This window comes from Cyanobacterium stanieri LEGE 03274, from assembly GCF_015207825.1.
Classification (GTDB): Bacteria; Cyanobacteriota; Cyanobacteriia; order Cyanobacteriales; family Cyanobacteriaceae; genus Cyanobacterium; species Cyanobacterium stanieri_B.
Genome location: NZ_JADEWC010000017.1, coordinates 32,640 through 56,455, shown reverse-complemented (window position 1 = coordinate 56,455; position 23,816 = coordinate 32,640). Strand labels below are relative to the sequence as shown.

Sequence of the window (23,816 nt, the reverse complement as noted above, 5' to 3'; positions counted from 1 at the left end):
ACTTTATCGTTTTTTAAATGTAATAAATAATTCAAAATAAAAATTATGAATTTAAACTTTGGTGTGCAAAAACAAGATGTTTATGGTACTTATGGAGAATTTACCATTGAGTCAGAAAATAAACATATTACCGCCCAATATTTACTTACAAAAATGAAGCCAGGGGTAGAAAATAGTTGGGAAAATAGTTTAGCAGATCAAATGGTGCCTTGGCGAGAAATTTTCAAAATTGATGAATTAACCTTCGACGAATTACTACAAAGAGACTTAGACGATTCTAGGGTAGCTAACGACTTGATTCCTTACCTACTCGGTGAAAGTGGCTCTAATGCTCGTTTTTTTCCGCCTATATTGGCAGTTTTAGCCCCAAAAAGAATTGATAAATCAGGTATATTACCCTATTATCCTCCCCTTACCCATCAAAACGATACATCCATGAGTTTTGGTAATTTATTTGAATTTGAAAAACATACTTTAAATGGACAATTAACCCCTTTAGGAGTGTTAAAATATAACCAAAAACAGAGTGCTTTAATAATTGTTGATGGACAACATCGAGCCATGGCAATTTTAGCCCTTCACCGCACCATAAACCAAAAATGGGGAGATAATAAATACGCATCTTATTATAATCATTTACAAGTAAATCAACAGCAGATAAAAAACTTAGAATTACCTGTTTGTATTGTCTTTTTTCCTGATTTATATGAAGGTAATCAGGCTTTACAAACCCAAGGCATCGACTTAAAAAGTGTCTCTCGAGAAATCTTTGTGGTAGTAAACAAAAATGCTAAACGTATTAGTCCATCAAGGGAGTTATTATTAGATGATGAAGATTTAGCCGCCCGTATGATGCGTAATACCCTATCCCAGTTAAAAGATAGGGGGGAAGATAATTCCTCGGTGGCGCGTATTTACTCCTTTGCCTTTGGTGATAGTCTTTCTGATGCCGATACCCGTAAAAGTGAAGTGGTTACAGGGCAATTGGAATATTGTACAGCTGTAGCATTACATAAAATTCATTGTGCCATTAGTTTTGGCATGAAAGATGCTTTTAATCTTGATGAGTCGGTAAAAGATATTACCGATAAGCGTCGAGTTAAAAATAAAGAGCGTTGTGAGGATTTATTAAAAGGTACAGAATTAGAGCAAAAATGGAATTATTATGATCGTTTTTCGGGAAAATATCACCCTTTACAACAGGTACAATTAGCGGTTAATTTATTGGGCAATTTAACGGATGTAGTTTTGTTACCTTTATTCGATCAATTTACTCCCTTTGCGGTTTATAATCAAGCCATGAGAGAAGTTTATCAGCAGTTACAAACTCCTTTATTACGCACCGAAGAAATTCACATTAAATCTTTTAATTTATTGTTTGAAGGTAGTGCAGTTCAAGCAATTTTTGAAGATCATATCCATCGTTTAAAGGATAAAATTAATAAGTATCAGGAAGAAGGTAAACCCATCAGTGATTATCTTCATAATCAGTTAAAAGATGCAAAAAATACCTTAAAAGCCGTAGAAACTTGGGAAGATAAAATAAAGTTAAATACTGCTTGTAAATTGTTTAGTATAGAGTGCGATCGTTTTTTAGACAATAATAGCGAAAACGAAAAAAAAGAGTTATTAGCCAAAGCAAAATCTATTTTAGATGCTATTTCTACTCAGGCTTTTCAATTAGGTTATCCCATGACAATTCATTCTATTGTTGAATTAATGATTGAAAATAATCAATCTACATCCTATGAAGAAAGACTGAGAATTACTAAGTTTATTTCTCAATTATATTTAAAGGCTTTAAACAAATATTTTTCTTCATCATCCGATAGTTTACACCATACCCTAACTGGTTTAATAAATGAATCAAGAATTAATGTATTTAACCCTAGTGAATTAGGTTTAAGAGGTTTGTTGCATCTTCATCTTAAAGAATTAAATGAGAGTCAATGGATATTTTTCCGTTATGCTATCTTAGAAATGGTGCATTGTAAATATAGTTATCAAGGATTATTAGAAGAATTAAATTCTCCAGATAGTCAAGATTTAGCACAGAAATATTTAAAGATATTACCTAGTATTATTGACAGCATATTAAATCTGAGAAAAGAATTTATAAATAAAGGTATTGATAGCAGTATTAAATCTAAAGAATTTAATAATCAATTGGAATTACAAAAAGCACAGTTAAAAGGACAAGGTTTATTAGATGAAGATATAGAAAAACACGTAGCTACAATTATAAAAACAAAACAAATTGATGTAGAAAAATTAGCAAAAGAAAATATTAAAGCCAGTTTAGGAGAATTAGCCGATAAAAATAAAATTCTTTTCCGACTAACTACCAATCACAATAAAACTGAATATAATAGCGGTTTTGCTACAGGAATTGACGAATTTTTATAGATTAAGTGTTTTTAATTACTATATTTATCTATAGTACAAAAAATAATCACTTTTCAATATTGTTTAAAGATTACAAAAAAATATAATCATGCACCACAATAATCCCTATCAGAATGATTTAGTAAATCAAATATTTAGCGACTATTCCATTGATAAAACAAGATTACCGTCTAGCGGATTAAATAAAGTCGGAGTGCCTAGTTTTGTGGCTGAATGGATATTAGATAAAATTGCACCGGGTAGAGGTGATTTAAGTAATGCAGAGCATGATAGGGTAAACAGTTTAGTAATGAAAGCCTTTCCGAGAAAAGATGATAAGGAAAGAATCAAATATAAAGTATATCAGGGAGAAGAATATCAGTTAATTGCTAAATTAAAGGTAAGAATTCCCCTTGAAAAAGCAACGGATGAAATACAAAAACCCTTGGCAAGTATTCCTATTTTAAACCTTAGAGAATGTGATATTGATTCTGATATTCTTGAAAAATATCCTTTATTATTAGGGAGAGGATTATGGGGGAAAATTACCCTTAATTATAGTGTGAATGAACAGGGAAAGTATAACATTAATATTTGCAATTTTGATCCTTTTCAATCTTCAGAAGTGGATTTAAGATATTATGCTCGATGTCGTGATGAGTTTACCTTTGAAGAATGGCGAGATTTAATGTTTTGTTCGATGGGTTTAAACCCTGAAGATTCTGGCTATAATAATGATGCAAAAATCTGGGTTTTCAGTAGATTATTACCTCTCGTAGAATCTAACTATCATGTGATGGAATTGGCGCCTAAAGGCACGGGAAAAAGTTTCTTTTATGAGAATGTTAATAGTAAGGTAATGGTGGTAAGTGGAGGGAAAATAACGGCGCCACGATTATTTTTTAATGGTAGAACTGGGGAAATAGGTTTATTGGGTACTTATGATGTTACTGTGTTAGATGAGGTTCAAAGTTTAACTTTTGATAATCCTGACGAAATGATTGGCCCTTTAAAAACTTATTTGGCGAATGGGCGTTATAATCGGGCGGGGTTTGCTGATATAAGTAGTGATTGTAGTTTGGTGTTGTTAGCTAATATCGAATTGGATGCTTATCAACGTCCGAAAAATGAAGATAATTTAATTAAAAATCTGCCTAAGTTTTTTTCAGAAACGGCTTTATTAGATCGTTTTGCGGGAATTATTCCGGGGTGGAAAATTCCTAAGTTTCAATCAAAAATGACGGCTTATCAGATAGGTTTAAAAACTGATTTTTTTGGGGATGTTTTATTGAGTTTGAGGAAGGATAATCGTTTTTATCATTATGCAAAATCTCATACTAATTTTATTTCTAAGGTATCTATAAGAGATGAAAATGCAATTTTAAAAAGTGCTTCTGGTTTTTTGAAAATACTTTATCCTAGCCTTAATTTAACAACGGAGGAGTATTTATTGAATTGTTTAAAACCTGCTCGAGAGTTACGACAAAATATTCATGGTTTATTGTACAATCTGGATGATGAGTTTAAACAGTATGAGAGGGATATTATCGTTGATGTGATGTAGAGGTTAAATTCTTATTAATATATTGCTTAATATGGAGATTATCATACATTGAAAACATCTGATTTATTACTGAATGCTGAACATAAAAATAGCATACTTAATCAGTTTTTTATATTATTTTTTTCTATTATTAAAGCACAGTTTAATGTATCAATAGTAGTGGACGAAATTTTAATAATATCTGAAGATCTTGAAATGAAAATATTTTCTTGATAAAGTGAGTAGGTAGTATTATTTTCAAATGATGAAAAGACCAATTGCAATGGATTTATTTTCAGGATGTGGGGGAATGTCCTTGGGTTTAGAAGCCTCTGGATTTGATGTAGTGGTAGCTGTTGAGTTTGATGCAATTCATGCTCTAATTCATCATCTCAATTTTCCTTATACTCACACTATTTGCCAAGATATAAACCATCTCAAAACCGAGTATTTAAAAGGGATTCTTCAAGATAAAGGTATCGATGAAATCGATTTAATCGCAGGTGGTCCACCCTGTCAAGGGTTTTCTCTCATGGGAAAAAGACAATTAGATGATCCCCGTAATTCATTGGTATTTGAATATGTGCGAGTGATTCGAGATTTACAACCGAAATATTTTGTCTTTGAAAATGTCCCCGGTATCGCCGTTGGTAAGCATAAACAATTTTTAGAAGAACTAATCAACGAATTTGAGTCATTGGGTTATCACATCGCCAAGCCGATTCAAATTCTCGATGCAAGTCTTTTTGGGGCACCCCAGAAGCGAAAACGCCTTATCCTCATGGGTAGTCGTCATGATATGCAACCTGTTAATTATCCTCTCGAAACAGGTGAATATAATGATGTGGAGAATACTATCAATGATTTAAGCAGTATTTCCGCTTTTATTGGTAAAAATGAAGGTATAGAGGTAAATAAACTCGATTACTCAGGATTTAGGCGTAATTTTGCCTTAAAACCTCAAGGGATTTATAAATTATGTCATGATCGACAACGAGATAATTTAGTTTATAACCATGTAGGCTCAAATCACACAGAAAAATCAAGACAACGTTTTCAAAATACTCCTCAAGGGGAAGTAGAAAAAATCAGTCGTTTCTTGAAACTTTCACCTACAGGATTGTGTAACACATTAAGGGCTGGAACTGCTAGAGATAAAGGGGCTTATACCGCCGCTCGTCCAATCCACTACAATCAGCCAAGATGTATTACAGTAAGGGAAGCAGGAAGACTGCACACATTTCCTGATTGGTTTTTATTTCATGAGACAATTTGGCATGGTTTCCGAGAAATTGGTAACGCAGTTATTCCCATGTTAGCGAAGGCAATAGGAAACGAAATAATTAAGGTTTTAGAAATAGATATTAACCAATTAGACGTGAGAAAATTAGAAAAAATAGATATTGAATTTATGGCATATAATATGGACAAAGCATCAAATTATTGGAATGTTTCTAATGATATAATTGCGAAAAGAAAAAGATTAAAAATGAGTGTTTTATGAGTAAATATGATGACATTATAGAAACAGTATTTTTTAATAATTATAGGGAAGGCTATAAAACAGTATCATTTGGTAGAGAAGAATTAGCTGAAGCCTGTGACACTTTAAATATCAGTAGAATAAAAAATTTAGGTGATATTCCTTACACTTATCGCTTTATAAGAAATTTGCCTGATTCTATCAAAAATAAAGCTCCCGAAAATACTGATTGGATTATAATTGGTACTGGTAGAGCTTCATATGAATTTAGACAAGCAACTCCCGGAAAAATTGAAGTAACAAAAAATAGACAGTTAATAAAAATACCAGATGCTACTCCCGAAATTGTGAAACGCTATGCACCGGGTATGGATGAACAAGCCTTATTAACAAAAGTTCGATATAATCGACTAATTGATATATTTACTGGATTAACTTGTTATTCAATTCAAAATCATTTAAGAACCAGTATAGATACTATCGGACAAATTGAAATAGATGAAATTTATTTAGGAATTAATAAAAGAGGTGCTCATTTTGTTTTACCTTGTCAAGCGAAATCACCTGGTGATAGCTTTGGTATTGTACAAGTTATGCAAGATATTGAGTTTTGTAAAATTCGCTATCCCAATCTAATTTGTAAGCCTATTGCTTTGCAGTTTTTAAGCAATAATGATGTAGCTATTTTAGAGTTATCTGTAGAAGAAACTCAGGAAAAATTCCGTCTTTCTGTGGTAGAAGAAAAACACTATCAATTAGTATTGAAACATGAAATTTCTGAAGAAGAAATAAATACTCTTTGTAAAAAAGAAGACTAAACTAATCATTGCAGAATGAGGGGAAACTAGTAACGCATCATCGATTATGTTAGAAAAAATGCTTAATCCTATCTACTTAGATTATCATTCTACTACTCCAGTAGATCGCCGCTTACTCGATGTGATATATGACTCGATGATCGATAATTTTGGTAATCCTAGTAGTATAGATCATCTATGGGGCGATCGCACCTTAAATGTGATCAAAAAAGCAAAACAACAAATAGCCGACTTAATCAACTGTCAAGCCCAAGAAATTATTTTCACCTCTGGCGCCACCGAAAGCATTAACACCGTCATCCAAGGATTAACACCCCCTCACCATTTCATTATCTCACCCCTCGAACATAAAGCCGTCATTGATACCTGCCAAGCCATGGTAAAACGAGGATTAGGCAAAATCACATGGCTAAAGGTAGATAAGAAAGGCAGAATTGACTTAGAATATCTCGAAAAAATATGCACTCAAGGCGCATCCTTACTCTGTGTCATGGCAGCCAACAACGAAATCGGTAACATTTACCCTATCCAAGAAATTGGTAAAATTGCCCAAACATATCATATCCCTTTTTTATGTGATGGCTCTCAGGCAGTGGGTAAAATTCCCCTTAATTTTCAAGATTGGGGTATCACCTTCCTAACTATCTCCGGACATAAATTATACGCCCCCAAGGGCATCGGTGCATTAATCGTCAAACAAGGGTATCATCTTCAACCCCTCATTTATGGAGGAGGACATCAAAACGGACTGCGATCAGGTACACTCAATGTATCAGGAATAGTGGCTTTAGGAGAGGCTTGTTATCTCAGACAATTGGAAATGGTAGAAGACGAAAGGGCGATCGCTCTTAAACGAAATCATCTACAATCAATATTACAATCACAAATCCCTTCATTAATCATCAACGGTGACATCCATAACCGCCTAGCAGGAAATCTTCATATATCTATTCCCCATGTCCCTAACAGTGCTATGATTGCTAGAATAAGGGATAAAATAGCCATCTCCACTGGCTCAGCTTGTACCACCCAAACCCTAGCCCCTTCCCATGTATTGAGGGCAATAAACCTAGAAGATGAGTTGATAGAAAGTGCCTTGAGAATCGGTATCGGCAAATTTACTACCCATGAAGAAATAGAAAAAAGTGCCACTATTCTTATTGATGCTGTTAACCAAATTTTGTCATTATTTGCGATTTAGTCAAATCCTAACTATCGATAATTCCTTTACCTTGACAATGATTACAGGTTTTTTGATGATATTCTTTTACTCCTGTATAAGAGGGGTTTTTTTCTCTTACTAAAATTTTACCACTACCCCGACAAATGGGGCAAACTTTAATTTTAAATCCTGCTAACATCTCAATTACCTCTTTTGAAAAAACTTTTTTACAATATTATTATTGACAATAAGGAGTAATATCTTCTCCAATCTCACTAAGAAAACATAAAGCACGAAAACGCAACATCATTAAATCTTCATAAAAAGGATTTATTTTACATAGAGGAGGAATTGTTAATATTTTTTGATTAAATAAATAAACATCTCTAGCAAACGGACATTGACTAGGAATCAAATTAACAACTCTTTTTGCAGTTTTTTTCTCCTTAATTTCCCAACTACCTAACTTCTCTTTGATAATGGCTAAGGGCGCTGTGGAAATTTTCTTGGGAATCTGTACATAAGAAAAATTCATCATTGTTTGATTAATTGATTATTATTGCTTAACTATTTTTAGTGTAGCGAGAGATAAGCCAAATAACCATATAAGTTCAATATATATAAATTGTAAATCATATAAGAAAAACTAAAGGGTGAGCCATGGCCACCCCAGAGAGTAATTATGATTTAAAAAAGTAAACAGAGCGTGATATTATAAACCTTCGAGGGGTACAGTGAGAAAACGAGCTAACTGAGCGCCTTGATTTTCGAGGGCAGAAAGGGCGATAGGCTCACCCACAGGAGTTAAAGGAATATCTCTTTTAGGTTTTACCCGTAAATAAAGAGTTCTTTTAGGGTTTAATCCTTCTTTTATTTCCGCTCTAATTGCTTGAATATCATCAATATCATATACTATTTTTACCTGTCTATTTTTACCTAAAAAACCTTGTCTAAAAATAGTTACTTTTCCTTCTTTTTTATTAAATTCATTGTAGCCACTACCTACATTTAAAAAGATATTTAACCACAAATAAGAAGCTAATAATGTACCCGCCACACCATAAAAACTAAGGGCTATACCTTGGGGTACAAATTGTAATCCAGAAACATCAGTAACCTTGAGAAAATCAGTGTGAAAATAACTAGATAATCCTGCTAATAAAAAGCCCACTCCGCCGATGGTAGAGGCGATCGCCACTAGATAATTACTAAGACGACGAGAGCCTGAAATCTCTTGTTTAAAGATAAAATCGTTAACTTGCATTCCTAAAAAACTAAAATAAAATTGTTTATTAACATAAACTAAAAGTTGTTGCTCGAAGGGTAATACAAACAACAATCTTAATAGTCATAGATATATTATAACCCTTGTTGGACTACGTTTTTGTTTAGTAAATAAATCTAATAATTATTGATATGCAAAGTTAAAGAAAATTAACAACAATCTTAAAAATAACTGAGCTACAATTGAGATTAAAGAGAGAGTAAAAAAATCATTATCATGGTAATTAATTTACAAAAAGGACAAAGAATCTCCCTAACAAAAGAAGCCCCTCAATTACAACAATTGATGTGCGGTTTAGGGTGGGATGTGGCAACCAAAAAAGGTGGTTTCTTGTCAGGTTTATTTAGCCAAAACAATGGCAATTTTGATTTAGATGCCTCAGTAATATGTATTAGTGAAAATAAAAAAGTCAAACACGAAAAAGACGTTGTCTATTTTGGTAATCTCAGACATTATTCCTCCGCCATCATGCACCAAGGAGATAACTTAACAGGGGAAGGAAACGGCGATGATGAACAAATTATGATCAATTTAGCCCTACTACCAGAGTATATATATAAAATTGCCATAGTGGTTAATATTTACGATCCTTTTAACCGTCAACAGGATTTTGCCCAAATAAACAATGCTTTTATCCGTTTAGTTAATTTAACCAACCAAAAAGAAATCGTGCGTTATACCCTTTCTGGGGCAGAATATACAGGGCAAACCGCCATGATTATGGCAGAATTAACCCGCAACGGTAAAGATTGGGAAATGGATGCTAAAGGGGAGGGTTTGAGAGTCAAAGATTTAGCCGCCGTCGTTAATCTCTACAATCAAACCAATAGTTAACATTCAAAATATTTCCAGCGCACCTTAACCCTTACATTCCTTAGAAGGGGTTGTTTTGACATTGACAGAATCATAACCCGTGTTTTCCATTAATTGAGTAATAGTTAACACCGCCCTTTGGTTAGCTTGAGTAAGAATATGAGCATCACAAGCCGAATTTACCACTTTTTTAAGAGTTTCTCTTTGGGCTTGGGTTTGTAAATCAGGGGCAACATCAGGCCCTAAACTTAAAAATCCCCTATCATAGTCATATACTTGGGATTTCGTGACATCTATCTTAGAGTCTAAAATTTGGGGGGCAGGTAAAGTAATAGTAAGGGTGTCATTTTCCACACGGATATTATTTTCTTCAATTTTACTCAAATCCAATCCAGCCCTTACTTCTCCCCGTGCAAGATATAATAGATTAGTTTCTCCCACTACCCAATCTCCTATCCTACGACTAGAGGAAGTTGGTATAACTGCATCCATAACAAAAACGGTGGTAGTTAACTCACTTACACCCTGTATTTTTTGTACAATCAGTTTAGAAGTATCGATGTCGTTGGTGACAGTGGGAAGTAAATTTTTTAACCCTTCCATAATTTTATTACTGGTTTGGAAAAGGAAAAATAAACCAACCATAAAAATAACACTGACTCCGCTTTTAGTCAGAAAAGATAACAGATTGAAAGAATTAGGAGAGTAATTAGGAATTTTTGAACTATTCATGGATTTAATGATAGATTATTGATAATAAAAACAAAAGATATTTAAATCATGGTTAAAACCTTAATTACTATCGAGTAAAATAAGGGCGCTATATAATTGAAATGCTTCATCCCATAATGTTGTTTCTTTTCTAAAAATATTAATATTAGACTCAATTTGTGTCAGCATTTCGGGAAACTGAATCGCACCTTCTCCGAAGGTTGTAAAATCATCATGGGATTTTACTTTACCAATTTTATCATTTAAAAATCTGATTAGGGTCAACCATTTATCTCGGTTAGTTTTCCCTTGATTAAATATATCAATTCCTTGGTCAAATTGATAGATATAGTCACTAAATCGCAAGATTATTTTATCTTTAGGAAGATGTAAGTCACAAAAACTAATATAGTCAAGGGTTTCTTTTTTTCTAATTAATTTGCCCTGAGGATTAGTATGGAGTGTCATTTCAAAAATGGGTATTTTTCCCCTAATTTGGTTGATTATATCTTGGGGATTGAAGGTAAATTGTATTTCTTGGGCTAATTTATTTTGACTGACAATGGTAATATTTTCTTGATGGTTAATAATATACTTAACTTGATAGGTAATAGTTTGATTAATTTCTTTGATAGAGTAGCAAATAGATTGAATATTTAAGGAATTAAACTCTTGTTGATAATAACTTAATTCTCCATATTTTCCTGTTTGATATAGTCTTAAATTTCTGGTGGGAAGCTGTAGTTTTGCTGTGTAGGGATCAACTTTAATAATTTCAGCAAACTTTTTACCTACTAGATTTTTTTGTTCAACAGTTAGGGGTTTTAATGCTAAGATAGCAAGGTCATTACTATTTTTATTTTCTTGAAATTCTGCTAAGGTTTTTTCCTTTCTAGCTTCCCTTTGTTGATTTTCTGTTTCTTTTTTAAGGGTTTTTACTTGTTTAATTCTTTCTAATCCATCCCTAATATTTTTGGTCATTTGAGGATGAGGAAATATACTATCTTTAATAACTTGACGATATTTTTCTTCTGCTTTTTCAATTTGGTTAGTTTTTTCGGCAATTAATCCGTAATAATAATTTTTCCAGAGTAATTCTTCTCCTTCTGATGATAATTGATGGATTAATTTGTTTGCTTCTTCATACTCTTGATTATCAATATATGTCACTATGTCTTTAAACATTGTTGTATCCTCAGGGATAATTTATTTTTCAGCAAGGGAGGCAATTAATGCCATGATAGCAATGGGGGCAGTAACTGCCCTTAATATTCTTTTCCCTAGGGTAATGGGTTGGAAATTATGGGCGATCGCACTTTGTATTTCATTTGTAGTCCATCCTCCTTCACAACCGGTGGCAATGGTAATTTGAGAAGGTAAATCGAGAGGATTAAGACAGTTAAATAAATGTTTATCAGTATTACGGGCAACGGCAATAAAACGGGAAGAATCATCCTCCATTTGTTGAATAGCTTCTAAAAAAGGTAAGGGAGGGGCAATATAAGGTACGATTAATCTTTCACATTGTTCCGATGCTTCTTGGGCTATTTTACGCCATCTGACTAATTTATTTTCCTTGGGTTTTAGTAAAGTGCGATCGGCCATAATCGGATATAATCGACTTACTCCCAATTCTGTGGTACAACGGACAATATCATCAAAACCACTTCCCTTGGGTAAAGAAACCATCAAAGAAACCTCCATGGGTAACTCTTTATTTTCGACAATATCGTTGGTAATCTCTCCCCCTATAGGAGTTAATTTTACTTGCCAACCATTCCCCCGCCCATTGATAGCAATAAAAAATTGTCCATCATTTAATCTAACGACACGACGTAAATAATGTTCTTGGTCAGGATGTAATATAATTTTGTTATCCTGTCGTTGACTCTCCGTAATCACTAGCCGATATAACATTTCGTTGAAGATGATTTTTAGTCGAAAAAAATTACTCTATTTAACCTCAAATCTGAATAATAATTTTCAGGGTGATGAAGTTTGCTGGTTGCAGGTAACAGATTTAAAATACAGTGATCAAAAAAAATAGTCTTTTATTGTCCATTGTCCATTGTCCATTGTCCATTGTCAATCAATATGTATTCAAACAAAACCACAACTTTAGTCACAGCCGAAGAAATGAAGCTAATTGAGGAGGAAATCTTCTCCGCAGGAATGCCCGTAGCTAGTTTAATGGAAAAAGTAGCCCTAAAAACAGCCCAAAAAATTAAAGAATTATACCCTATAAAAGAAAAAAAAATTTCCCTCGGATTTATGGTTGGTTGTGGGCATAACGGAGGTGATGCTTTAGTAATTGCAAGGGAATTATATTATCAAGGCTATGATATAGTTATTTACCCTCCCTTAATAGAAAAATTTAAAGAATTAACCGCCCATCACTTTAAATATGCTTCAAGTTTAGGAATAAAAATTGTTAGTAACATTAAAGCCTTAAGTATATGTCATATAATTGTTGACGGTTTATTTGGTTTTGGTTTAACTCGTAAAATTACAGATAATTTAGCAGAAGACATAGCCATTGTTAATCAGTGGAATAAACCCATTATTAGTATTGATATTCCTTCAGGAATTAACAGCGATACAGGGGCAGTTTTAGGTATAGCTATTAAGGCAACCCATACCCTTTGTTTAGGTTTATATAAAAAAGGTATTTGGCAAGATAGGGCATTAGAATATTTAGGGCAAGTAGAAAGAATAGATTTTAATATTCCCCCCGCTTTTATTGATAAAATTACCGCCGAATTTCCGACAACGGAATTATTAACACAAGAAAAAGTCCAAGAAATTTTACCCCTCCCCCGCCATGTTACTACTTACAAGTATAAACAAGGACATTTATTGTTAATTTGTGGCTCAAAAGAATATGCGGGGGCGGCTTTGTTATCTGCCTATGGGGCGAGAAGTAGTGGAGTGGGGATGGTGACAATGGTAGTGCCTGATAGCCTTAAACCTTTGATTAATAGTCAATTGCCAGAAATGTTGGTGATTGGTTGTCGAGAAACTTCCCTGGGTAGTATTGAAACTTTACCTTTATTAGATTGGCAAAAATATCAGTGGGTATGTTGTGGTATGGGGTTAACTAAGGAAGCGGTATCGGTGGTAAAAAAGGTAATTGCTAGTGGTTGTGATATTCTTTTGGATGCTGATGCTTTAAATATCGTGGCTAATTATTATCTTTTAGATGAATTGAAAAATCGCCATGGTAAAACGGTTTTGACTCCCCATGATGGAGAATTTGAGCGTTTATTTCCTGATTTACCTTTTGTGGGCATGGCTGATAGAATCGAAGAAACAAGGCAAGGGGCGATCGCCCTTAATGCTACAATCTTAAGGAAAGGTGCAAAAACCATTATTAGCGATAATATTAATACTTGGATTATACCCCATGGCACAACGGCCCTAGCCAGGGGAGGAAGCGGAGATGTATTAAGCGGTTTTATTGGTGGTTTACTCGCTCAAAATAATTTTACTGATACCATTAGTGTTGATACGGTGGGGGCGGCGGCTTGGTTACATCAACGGGGTGGAATTTTAGCCAGTGAGGATTTATCTACTTTAGGGGTAGATGGGGTTACTTTGTCTCAATATATTCTTAAGGCGGTTAATGAATTAAAAAGGAATGGGCAATGGTTTTTTAATGAGACTTGTTGAGGATAATATCGCTAATTTCCCTTGGATTTTTTGTCTTTAACCGTTGAATTATGAAAATTGAAAGAATTGACTTATACTACGTTGAAATACCGTTTATTTATCCTTTCAAAACCAATGGGATTAATGTAGATAGTCATAGTTGTTTGATTGTCAAAATATATAGTGATGGTTTAATCGGTTATGGGGAATGCCCGACTTTTAATCAACCTTTTTATAATTATGAAACCATTACCACTGCCCATCATATTTTAAAAGATTTTTTAATTCCTTTATTACTGCATAAAAATATTAATTCTCCCCAAGAAATTAATCAAATACTATCCCCTGTGAGGGGGCATCAAATGGCAAAATCTGCTTTAGACTGCGCACTATGGGATTTATTTGCTAAGGAAAAAAATCTACCTTTATCGAGGTATATCAATGGAGTGAGGGAAAAAGTAACAGTAGGGGTGAGCGTTTCTTTGCAATCTAATATGGAGGCTTTAATAAATAGAGTAAATGCTTATGTAGAGGAAGGTTATCAAAGAATTAAACTCAAAATTTCCCCTGATAATGCTTTTTCTTGTTTAAGCGCTATTCGTGAAAGTTACCCCGATTTAATGTTAATGGGAGATGCTAATTCGGTTTTTACTTTAGATGATATAGAGTTATTCAAACAGCTAGATAATTTAAATTTATTGATGATTGAACAACCTTTGGCCTATGATGATTTATTAGAACATAGTCAGTTACAGTCTCAGATAAAAACGCCCCTATGTCTCGATGAAAGCATCAATTCTATTAATGATACCCTAAATGCGATCGCCCTTAAATCTTGTCAAATAATCAACTTAAAACAATCCCGTGTCGGCGGTATTACTAACACCATTAATATTCATAATATATGTAAAAAAGCAGGAATAAAACTATGGTGCGGAGGAATGTTAGAATCAGGCATCGGTAGGGCAACTAATCTTCATATCGCCAGTCTTGCCCAATTTCAATTCCCCGCAGATATTTCCGCTACCAATCGTTATTTTAAAGAAGATATTATCGCCCAAAATATTACACTAAATCCCCAAGATTCTACCATTAATGTTCCTCAAAAACTAGGAATAGGAGTTGATATTGATCAACATAATTTAGATTTTTTTACTATCTTTAAAGAGTCTTATTAATCTCTATATTCGTTCAATTTATTAAACTAAGTATCGTTAGTCATATAATTTATTAAACAGTGGGGCAACTGGGAAGACAAAATCTATTTACAATAAATTATCCGAACTTAATATTAAATAATACTGGGCATTGAATGTTATGAATAATCTTTAATGTAAAATTTATTTTTCATTCAAAAAAGTCATTATATGAAATACTTAAATGTTTACGACAAATAAAACCTCTCAAATAAAATCCCAGCCTAATTAACCTCAATTTAGGTTAAAACCCTTGACCATTCCTTGTATAGATTTATGGGTGCTGAATCCATTTATTTCCAAACATAAAAGTTCAATGAATTGAACGAAAAATCCGTAGCCTTGTAATGAATTACAAGGCGGGAAAAACTTAAGTTAATTATATTTATAGCAATCTTTTTTATATTTCATATTACTTAAGGATTATCTAAAAAATAATTTAGAAAATAAAATATATAAATAGTAATATTATTGACTTATTATTATCTGCTATTTTGTAACTTATTGATTATTCAGCTAAAATGAATAAAGAAATGACAAAAAATATAAAATATTGAACCATAAATACAAGATTTTTAAGCATATTAAGCCAAATCCGATTTTAAAAACATATCATCACTCGCCTTGCAATTAATTACAAGGCTAATATTTTATCGCTCAATAAATTAAACTAAAGTATATTTTGATTAACAGGTTTAATATTATAACTATCAAAAAAATAAGAAAAATATCATTAATTAATCTGATAATTTTGATTTTTCATCAAATACTAATTAAAGAAAATAATTTGATTATTTTAACCTAAAGAACGAATAATTCTAGCAAGAATATCTGCACTGTCAAACAAAGCTAACTTTTGACAATTACCAGCCATTTCCCTTAACTTTATTTTATCCTTAATTAAATTAGTAACAGTCTTATCTAAAATTTCGGGGGTTAAATCATCCTGACGAAAGACAATCCCTGCATTTGCTTCGGTAAAAACTTGGGCATTAAAAAATTGATGATCTTCTGCAGCAAAAGGAAAAGGAATCAATACAGAAGGAGTTTTGGTGATGGCTAACTCCGTCAAAGCACTAGCCCCCGAACGACTAATGGCAAAATCAGCTCTATTTAACAATCCTGCCATGTTATCATAAAAAGTCATTTCAATGTAATTGGGGTGTTCAAAAGTGCCAAAATCATCGTCCCTATTACCCGTTAAATGGACAATATACCAACCATTTTTCAGCCATCGTGGGGCGCACTGTCTGACTAATCTATTTAGGGCTACAGCCCCCTGAGAACCGCCCATGGCAACGATAACAGGAACATTGGGGGGAATTTTGAAATCTAGGGGGTTAGGGGATAAAAACTCTTGACGTACGGGGGTACTTACCCATTGAGTTTTAGTTTTAGGTAAATATTTTTTTGTGCCTTCAAAACCTAAGGCAACGAGATTACATTGTTTACCGAGAAGTTTAGTAACTTTCCCCGGAATATAGTTGGATTCGTGTAAGATAACAGGAACTTTTGCGAGTTTTGCCCCTAAGATAGCGGGGGCGGAGATGTAACCTCCCGTGGTGAATACTAGGTCTATTTTTTCCCTTTTAATTAGTTTATAGGTAAAGGCGATCGCCCCTAACATTTTGGCAAAAAGAAAAATAGTTTTCACCCCCAACCTCGTTTGAAAACCATCAATATTAACGGTATGTAGAGGGTAAAAATCAGGCACTAAAGAAGTTTCTAGGCGATTAGGCACTCCTAACCACTGAATCTCATAATCAGACAATTTCTGAGCCACCGCAAGGGCAGGAAATAAATGTCCCCCCGTACCACTAGCAGCGATTAACAACCTCGATTTATGATCAGACACAATCAGAATAATTAATAATCAATAATAAAAGTTTGTAAATACATCAAATCTTACTAGGTTACAAAAACCCGATTATACTTTACCATTAAAAAATCAATAGTAAAAAACAATCAAGCAATTCCTGATGTACTTAACCAAGGAATAAAGGGTTTACCGTTTAACCCTGTAATGGTCAAACCATTACCAAAAAATAGACCATACCATTTAACATAAGTGGGGATAAGTTTATTTGAACGGTGTTCCACCCATATAAAAAAAATAAACGAACCAAAAAACCATGATTTACTTTTGGCAACAAGTATATAATTTTTGTCAACACATCACCAGCCGTATAGGAGACAAGTTATTAGAAGACTTTGCCAAATTAGAACCCACCCGCAAAGCCGATGGTAGCCTCGTTACCGCCGCTGATAAGTGGGCTGATCAAGAAATTAGAACAGGAATTAAACAATGTTTCCCCACCCATGGTATTCTCACCGAAGAAACCGAACATCTTTTACCTATTAACGATTGGTGTTGGGTAGTTGATCCCATTGATGGTACAACCAATTTTACCAGAGGACTACCCATTTGGGGTATTTCCATCGGTTTACTATTCAAAGGTACTCCCGTATTTGGTTTTGTACATTTTCCCCAAATCCAACAAACCTATCATGGTTATTTTTATGGCGATACAGGATTAACCGGGCCAAAAGGTGCTTATCTTAATGGCGATCGCATTTATACCAGCAACGCCGATGCCAGTATGAATCATATCTTTACCCTTTGTGCCAGAAGCACAGAAGTGCTTAAAAACTACTTTCCCTGCAAAATCAGACTCACGGGAGTCGCCAGTTATAATATGCTTTTAGTGGCCTGTGGTGCGGCCTTAGGCTCTCTCGAAGCCACCCCCAAAATTTGGGACATCGCAGGGGCATATCCTATCCTCAGAGCCGCAGGAGGACAATTAATTCACCTCGAACCTCAACCGGTTTTCCCCCTTCCCCAAGGCACCGACTACAGCCATAGGGGATTTCCTTCCCTCTGTGTCGCCCATCCTAAACTCATCAACGAATTTAAACCCCTTGTAGAATTTATCGGCGAAAAAGCCCTTCAACACTCATCATAAGATAACCTCAGTATGGGTGATTGGGAGTAAAGGGGATGAGGAGTAGGGGTGATATAGTTCAATTTATTGAACGATAAACTGTTAGCCTTGTAATTCATTGCAAGGCGAGTCATGATATATTATCTAAATCTGATTGGGTATAATTCATCACAGGGTGAGGCAACTACAAACATACAATCTATTTATAATCATTTATCCGAACTAGATATTAATTATCCTTTTTGCGATCCCATTTAAATAAAAAAACCATCAAACCGATAACCCCCAACTGCACCAACAAATTAAGCAAATTATCCTCCACCCCCTTACCCGCTAAAATCTGAGTAAAAAAAATAAAAGCACCTATAGCCCCAGAAGCTCCAAAACCCACATAAATAAACCTACGTAGCCCCCGATAAGGGGCTTGAGCCTCGGACATCAAATAAGCATACTTTTCAGGGTCACTCTGTTTTAAACTAGGGCTATTATTGTTCTTATTCAAGTTTCCTTGATTATCTTGATCATTCATAAAAAAACTCTTAGAGTATATAACTATTGAAAAGGAAAATGTTGTTTAATCATATGCCAGAAAGACTTATCCCAATAGTCATAATGGCCCACAATTAAATTATCCTTTAACTTTAACTCACTACGGCCGGAAACGGAAATAAAAGGCTTCCAAGGTAAAGGGCTATTCCATGACATAGTCCAACGGGTGTTAATTTGATCTCCACATTGCTCAATCTCATGAAGTTCTAAGCGTAAATTAGCAAACCATTTCTTTAAAAAACCAATCATCTCTTGATATTTTTTTAAGCCCCGAAAATCATAAACAGGATCTTTAAAATGAACATCTTCAGCGTAAATACCGTAAGTTTGATTTTCTGGAAATCGCTGATAATCTTCCTCAATAATTTTGACTAAATTCATATTTTTTTATTTTGCGTTTTAATACTGATACTAAATTCGGCATTGCTGATTTTGAGTATGAAACATTATTGAATTACACAAAAAACTAAGACTTCTAAATATTATAACTGTTCCCTATTCCCCGTTCCCTGTTCCCTTCCTCAACAAGAAATCATACCTTAATTCACCAACGCCCACCATGTAATGAATTACACCCACTCAGATTTAGACAATATATCATGACTCGCCTTGCAATGAATTACAAGGCTAACAGTTTATCGTTCAATAAATCGAACTATATCACCCATACTCCTCATCACCCATACCCCTCATCACCCCTACTCCTCATCACCCCTACTCCTCCTCTCCCATACCCCTCATCTCCCATACTCCCCATCTCCCGTATTGAGCTTAAATACTAGGAGGACTTAAACCATCAATAATTGTTGAATTTTACTAACTAACTGCTTCATTTTGAGAGGTTTACTCAAATATTCATTGGCGCCCATGCGCAGACATTTTTCTTCATCTCCTTTCATGGCTAAAGCCGTGAGGGCGATAATAGGGGTATTACACAGGGTATCATGTTCACGGATAAGGGCGATCGCCTCTAAACCATTCATCTGGGGCATTTGAATATCCATCAGAATCAAGTCTGGCTGTTCCGAAATCGCCAAAGAAACAGCCTTTTCACCATTTTCGGCAAAAATTAAATTATAGCCCTTAGCCTTCAAATAATTAGCAATGGTGCGAATATTAGCCTCATTATCCTCCGCCAACAAAATCAAAGGTTTCTCCAGAGGAGATGAAGTAACATTCTGAGGAATAATAGATGAATTATCAACTGCCTCCGTAATAAGGGAAGAATCACAACAAACACAGGGCAAAACAATAGTAAAATAACTACCCACCCCCAATTGACTACTAACAATCACATAACCCCCATGCAATTCAACAATTTTACGCACAAGGGATAAACCTAAACCTGTACCAGCATATTGACGATTTAAAGCACTATCAATCTGCATAAAAGGTTGAAAAAGTTTTTGTATATTATCAGGAGAAATTCCGATACCCGTATCAATCACCGAAATATAAATATAGCTTTGGGAAGACAAATTATGGGAAGTATCCCCCCGATTCTCAAAAGTATGGGTAAAAAAATCAGGGACTATCGGTGGAGGATTGCAAGAAAACCGAAGACTAATATTACCTCCCTTGGGGGTAAACTTAACCGCATTATTAAGTAAATTAATTAATACTTGTCTAATTCTTCTTTCATCAACGATTAAATCGGGAAAAGTAGCGGGTAAATCAGTGGTTAACTGTATTCTTTTTTTCAAAGCCATTTGTTTCACAAAAGCTAAGCTAGAATCACAAAGATTATTAATAGAAACAGGCTCACAGTGTAGCTCCAGATGTTCGGCTTCAATTTTGGCTAAATCGAGAATATCATTAATTAACTCCAGTAAATGGGTGCCACTACGTTCGATGGTATTAAGGGCTTTTAGTTGTTTATTGTTTATCTGCCCAAATATTTCGTCTAATAACCCCTCCGTCATACCCAAAATAGCATTGAGGGGGGTTCTTAATTCATGGCTCATATTCGCCAAAAACTCATCCTTCAAGCGATTAGCCCGAATTAACTGTTGATTACTTTCAAATAATTGTTGTTCGGCTAATTTTTTTTGTTGATCGAGGCGAAAACCTTCAATTAAAATACTACAAGTCATCAAAAATGGTTGTAAATATTCAATTACGGCATCATCATAATCCCTTGGAGCATTAGCAATGCCAACAATACCCACTAAATTATGACCACTAAAAAACGGTAAACCTAAAAAAGCATTTAGGGGGGGATGCCCTTGGGGAGTGCCGCCCCGACGAGAATCAGTGCTAGGGTTATTGGCAATAACGGGCTTTCCTGTGGTAACTACTGCCCCGAATAGGGTTTGCATATTATGAAATTCCATACCCTCTTCAAAGTTTTCTTCGTAATATTTGAGGGTTTCTTCATTCCAAGCGATGTTGGTAATGCTGCGGTTTTTGATGTAGGGTACTCCTTTAATTTTGAAAAAGTTTTCTTCAATGGAGGCGCTACCGTCTTCTTTAAATAGTACCTCCCCAATAAAGCCATATTCGCTGTCGGTTAATTCTAATAAGTCTGAAAGTAGTTGCTCAAAGATGGTTAAACGATTTTCGGCGGTGATAAATTGTGATTCTGCTTTACTGATGGTGGAGAGTAGTTCGGTTTTCTGTTTTAGTTGGATTTGGGCCTGTTTGCGATCGTTGATATTCGCCACATAACCAACAATATTACGAGGATTACCTTGATTATCTCGATATAAAACCATTTCATCCTGTAACCAAATATAATCTCCATTGCCCGTTAAAAAGCGATATTCAAGGGAACAGTAGTTGTTAGTTAAAAGCTCTTGTTCGAGGGTTTTGTTAACGGTTGGGATGTCGTCGGGGTGAATAAAATCATTCCAATATAGTGAACCTGAGATAAAGTCTTTAGCTTGATAATTCACAAGGGTTTTCACGTTGGGGCTAATGAATTTGACGGGAAGATTTTCTTGGGTAGCGTCACAACTATAAATGGTGGCGGGGCTAGATGAGAGGGCAAATTCTAAACGCTCTTTTAAATAGAGGTTTTCAATTTCCTTCTTTTTTCTTTCTGTAATATCTTGAATGACTGCAAGAACAAAAATAATATTACCCTCTGTGGCAAGGATGGAGGTAGAAACGGTAATGATGCGCTTTTCGCCATTTTTGGTGTGTATTTCCCATTCTTCGGCCATCAGATTTTTTCCTTCACTGACTTTTTTGAGTCTCTCTATGGCTATGGCTCTGGTTTCGGCATGGGGATGGACGCACTCAAACCAACCACGGGTATTAATTTCTTCTCGGCTGTAGCCTGTAATGGTTTCCATTTTGGGATTCCAGATGGTGAAGCGTATTAAGGGATGATGGGCAGTTTCGTAGAAGACACATAAGCCATCGCCCATTTTTTCGAGGATTTGTTGTCGTAGGATATTTTCTTTTTGTATCTTGATTTCTGTTTGTTTACGGGCGGTAATGTCTTTACCGATGCTCAAAAAACCGATGGTTTCTCCTTGCTCGTTTTTGAGGGGGTTTATGGTCATCATGACGGGGAAACGAGTACCATTTTTTTTAATGTGGTGAATGGTAACTTCTTGGCTGAGTTGGTTTAATACTTGGTTGATGGTAAAGTCGTTGATTTGTGGGGGGATTGGTTGCCCTAGTTGTTGAAATATTTTTAGGCTATGGGCTTTGATTTCTTCTTTGTCGAGGAATAGGAGGGGGGTTGTTTTGTCGATGACTTCGGTGGAGATGTAGCCCAACATTTTTTCTGCTCCACGGTTAAAGGTTTTGATATAACCGTTACAGTCGATGGATATGATGGCGTAGTCGGTGCTATCGAGGATGGTTGTTTGCAGGTGGTTGATTTCCCATAGTTCGTGGGTGCGCTGAATGACTTTTTGTTCTAGTTGTTGATTTAGTTTTGCTAGTTCGATTTCGGTTTGTTTGATGGCGGTGATGTCTTGGGTTGTGCCTCGGGAGATGATGGGTTTCCCCTCAAGGGTATATTCTGTTTCGCATTGGTTTTGTATATATTTTATTTCTCCTTTGGGGGTTATGATGCGGTGGGAGATACTGTAGGGGGTATGGTTATGAATATGATTTGAGTAATGTTGATGGACTAAGGGGCGATCGCCCGGATGAACAAATTGTAAAAAATTGTTATAAGTAGGAATAAACTGATCGGGATTAAGTTCAAATATGGAAAAACATTGCTCTGACCAGTAAACTTGATGATTACGGTGATCATATTCCCAATGGGCTAGTTTAGCGATTCTTTGGACTTCTTGAAGGCGATGGGAGGTGGTTTCTAGTTCCCTGGTAGATTCTATTAGTTGTATTTCATATTCTTTCCCGGCGGTGATGTCTTCGGCAATGCCACATATTCTCGTGGTTTGGCAATCGGATGTTTTAACATGAAAGGTGCGATCTAAAATCCAACGAATTTCACCATCGGGACGTATTATACGATATTCGGCGGTGGTTTGCTCTTCATATATTTGGTTTTCTTTAACTTGGAGGACGATATGTTTATCTTCGGGGTGAATATTATCTAGGTAGGAGGTAGGATTTTCGTATAAACTTTGGCAAGATTTACCCCAAATTGATTCATAAGAAGGGCTAATATAATATGTTTCGGTACATTCTGGGTTAGTTAGGTAAAAGATTAGGTCAATATTTTCGGCTAGTTGACGGAAGCGATTTTCACTTTCTTTGAGGTTTTCTTCTGTTTGTTGTTTTTCTTGTAGTTGTTTTTGGAGATGGTAATAAGCTAGGTTTTCGATGGTTTGATGGGTAACTAAGCCCACTAGATAATTATTTTCATCGATGATAGGAAGGTGATTAATGTTATGTTGCTTGAGTAAATTTTTTGGGGTAGATAAATCGTCAAATTCTGAAATTTTCAGAGTAATAACGGGGGATTTCATCACTTCCCCAATAACTAAATTATCTAAGGTGTTATGATGGCTAAGGGTTAAACCTAGAATATCTTTTAGGGTTAGAATACCAACAATTTTATCTGATTCAACGACCACTGCACAGGTACAGGGAGTTTTTACTTTTAAAATAGGATCATGTTGCTGATGGTATTTATGATGGATTAGGGTTATAACATCTGTAAGGGTGCTTTGGGGTGATACCGTTAAGGGATCATCAATCATTGCACTTTGTAAGTTTTGGATGGTTATATTAATAGGTTGTGTCATTAGCCCTTTTTCCTGTCAACATCAGTTTGTATTTTTACGGGTGAGGTACAAGGTTAATAAATCATCAAACTTTGATTACCTTATGCCTTCATTTTCCCCAAACAAAA

19 protein-coding genes are annotated in these 23,816 nt (G+C 34.9%); 9 read left to right on the top strand and 10 right to left on the bottom strand.

The window, feature by feature from the left end:
* The first annotated feature begins 45 nt into the window (after positions 1–45).
* The 5 genes from IQ215_RS08885 (at position 46) to IQ215_RS08865 (ending at position 7,430) form a co-directional block, all read left to right on the top strand.
* Positions 46–2,406 (top strand): DNA sulfur modification protein DndB, encoded by a 2,361-nt coding sequence (locus tag IQ215_RS08885; RefSeq protein WP_193800956.1) that lies wholly within the window; start codon positions 46–48, stop codon positions 2,404–2,406.
* 88 nt (positions 2,407–2,494) lie between these two features.
* Positions 2,495–3,949 carry a BREX system Lon protease-like protein BrxL gene (gene brxL, locus IQ215_RS08880; protein ID WP_193800955.1) on the top strand — a complete coding sequence of 485 codons (1,455 nt, stop codon included), beginning with the start codon at positions 2,495–2,497 and terminating at the stop codon, positions 3,947–3,949.
* Positions 3,950–4,190: 241 nt separating this feature from the next.
* Positions 4,191–5,432, top strand: a complete 1,242-nt coding sequence (locus tag IQ215_RS08875; protein WP_193800954.1) for a DNA cytosine methyltransferase — start codon at positions 4,191–4,193, stop codon at positions 5,430–5,432.
* Positions 5,429–6,229: an endonuclease gene (locus IQ215_RS08870; protein WP_193800953.1), complete on the top strand. Its 801-nt coding sequence runs from the start codon at positions 5,429–5,431 to the stop codon at positions 6,227–6,229. The genes IQ215_RS08875 and IQ215_RS08870 overlap by 4 nt, the downstream gene beginning before the upstream one ends.
* 58 nt (positions 6,230–6,287) lie before the next feature.
* The gene (locus IQ215_RS08865; protein ID WP_193800971.1) at positions 6,288–7,430 is read left to right on the top strand and encodes a cysteine desulfurase family protein; all 1,143 of its coding nucleotides are present in this window, start codon (positions 6,288–6,290) and stop codon (positions 7,428–7,430) included.
* 7 nt (positions 7,431–7,437) lie between these two features.
* Here the strand turns inward: IQ215_RS08865 and IQ215_RS08860 are convergent, their stop codons facing one another.
* From IQ215_RS08860 to IQ215_RS08850, 3 genes are all read right to left on the bottom strand, one after another.
* Positions 7,438–7,590 carry a hypothetical protein gene (locus tag IQ215_RS08860; protein WP_193800952.1) on the bottom strand — a complete coding sequence of 51 codons (153 nt, stop codon included), beginning with the start codon at positions 7,588–7,590 and terminating at the stop codon, positions 7,438–7,440.
* 39 nt (positions 7,591–7,629) lie between these two features.
* A complete protein-coding gene (locus IQ215_RS08855) occupies positions 7,630–7,929 on the bottom strand; it encodes a Mo-dependent nitrogenase C-terminal domain-containing protein (protein WP_193800951.1) in 300 nt (99 codons plus the stop codon).
* A gap of 174 nt (positions 7,930–8,103) precedes the next feature.
* Complete coding sequence (locus IQ215_RS08850) at positions 8,104–8,655, bottom strand: photosystem I assembly protein Ycf4 (protein ID WP_193800970.1); 552 nt, start codon at positions 8,653–8,655, stop codon at positions 8,104–8,106.
* 237 nt (positions 8,656–8,892) lie between these two features.
* Between IQ215_RS08850 and IQ215_RS08845 the strand changes: the two genes are divergently transcribed.
* Positions 8,893–9,510, top strand: a complete 618-nt coding sequence (locus tag IQ215_RS08845) for a TerD family protein (protein ID WP_193800950.1) — start codon at positions 8,893–8,895, stop codon at positions 9,508–9,510.
* Positions 9,511–9,534: 24 nt separating this feature from the next.
* Here IQ215_RS08845 and IQ215_RS08840 read toward each other — a convergent pair whose 3' ends face one another.
* From IQ215_RS08840 to IQ215_RS08830, 3 genes are read right to left on the bottom strand one after another with little or no spacing between them, the layout of a single operon-like run.
* Positions 9,535–10,221, bottom strand: a complete 687-nt coding sequence (locus IQ215_RS08840) for a DUF4230 domain-containing protein (RefSeq protein ID WP_193800949.1) — start codon at positions 10,219–10,221, stop codon at positions 9,535–9,537.
* 60 nt (positions 10,222–10,281) lie between these two features.
* Positions 10,282–11,385, bottom strand: coding sequence for a tetratricopeptide repeat protein (locus IQ215_RS08835; protein ID WP_193800948.1), 1,104 nt, complete (start codon positions 11,383–11,385; stop codon positions 10,282–10,284).
* A 21-nt stretch (positions 11,386–11,406) separates the two neighbouring features.
* Positions 11,407–12,117: a 16S rRNA (uracil(1498)-N(3))-methyltransferase gene (locus IQ215_RS08830; protein WP_193800947.1), complete on the bottom strand. Its 711-nt coding sequence runs from the start codon at positions 12,115–12,117 to the stop codon at positions 11,407–11,409.
* 177 nt (positions 12,118–12,294) lie between these two features.
* On the opposite strand from IQ215_RS08830, the gene IQ215_RS08825 reads away from it, so the two are divergent.
* Both IQ215_RS08825 and menC read left to right on the top strand, forming a co-directional pair.
* Positions 12,295–13,869, top strand: a complete 1,575-nt coding sequence (locus IQ215_RS08825) for an NAD(P)H-hydrate dehydratase (protein WP_193800946.1) — start codon at positions 12,295–12,297, stop codon at positions 13,867–13,869.
* 50 nt (positions 13,870–13,919) lie between these two features.
* Complete coding sequence (menC, locus tag IQ215_RS08820; RefSeq protein ID WP_193800945.1) at positions 13,920–15,026, top strand: o-succinylbenzoate synthase; 1,107 nt, start codon at positions 13,920–13,922, stop codon at positions 15,024–15,026.
* 814 nt (positions 15,027–15,840) lie between these two features.
* Here the strand turns inward: menC and murG are convergent.
* On the bottom strand, positions 15,841–16,899 hold the full coding sequence (gene murG, locus IQ215_RS08815) for an undecaprenyldiphospho-muramoylpentapeptide beta-N-acetylglucosaminyltransferase (protein WP_193800944.1): 1,059 nt from the start codon (positions 16,897–16,899) through the stop codon (positions 15,841–15,843).
* 277 nt (positions 16,900–17,176) lie between these two features.
* Here murG and IQ215_RS08810 point away from each other — a divergent pair, with 277 nt between their 5' ends.
* Positions 17,177–18,007, top strand: a complete 831-nt coding sequence (locus tag IQ215_RS08810) for an inositol monophosphatase family protein (RefSeq protein ID WP_193800943.1) — start codon at positions 17,177–17,179, stop codon at positions 18,005–18,007.
* A gap of 208 nt (positions 18,008–18,215) precedes the next feature.
* Here IQ215_RS08810 and IQ215_RS08805 read toward each other — a convergent pair whose 3' ends face one another.
* From IQ215_RS08805 to IQ215_RS08795, 3 genes are all read right to left on the bottom strand, one after another.
* A complete protein-coding gene (locus IQ215_RS08805; RefSeq protein WP_193800942.1) occupies positions 18,216–18,515 on the bottom strand; it encodes a DUF3493 domain-containing protein in 300 nt (99 codons plus the stop codon).
* A gap of 23 nt (positions 18,516–18,538) precedes the next feature.
* Positions 18,539–18,916 carry a DUF2358 domain-containing protein gene (locus tag IQ215_RS08800; RefSeq protein ID WP_193800941.1) on the bottom strand — a complete coding sequence of 126 codons (378 nt, stop codon included), beginning with the start codon at positions 18,914–18,916 and terminating at the stop codon, positions 18,539–18,541.
* Between the two features lie 407 nt (positions 18,917–19,323).
* On the bottom strand, positions 19,324–23,709 hold the full coding sequence (locus tag IQ215_RS08795; protein ID WP_193800940.1) for a PAS domain S-box protein: 4,386 nt from the start codon (positions 23,707–23,709) through the stop codon (positions 19,324–19,326).
* Positions 23,710–23,816: the final 107 nt, after the last annotated feature.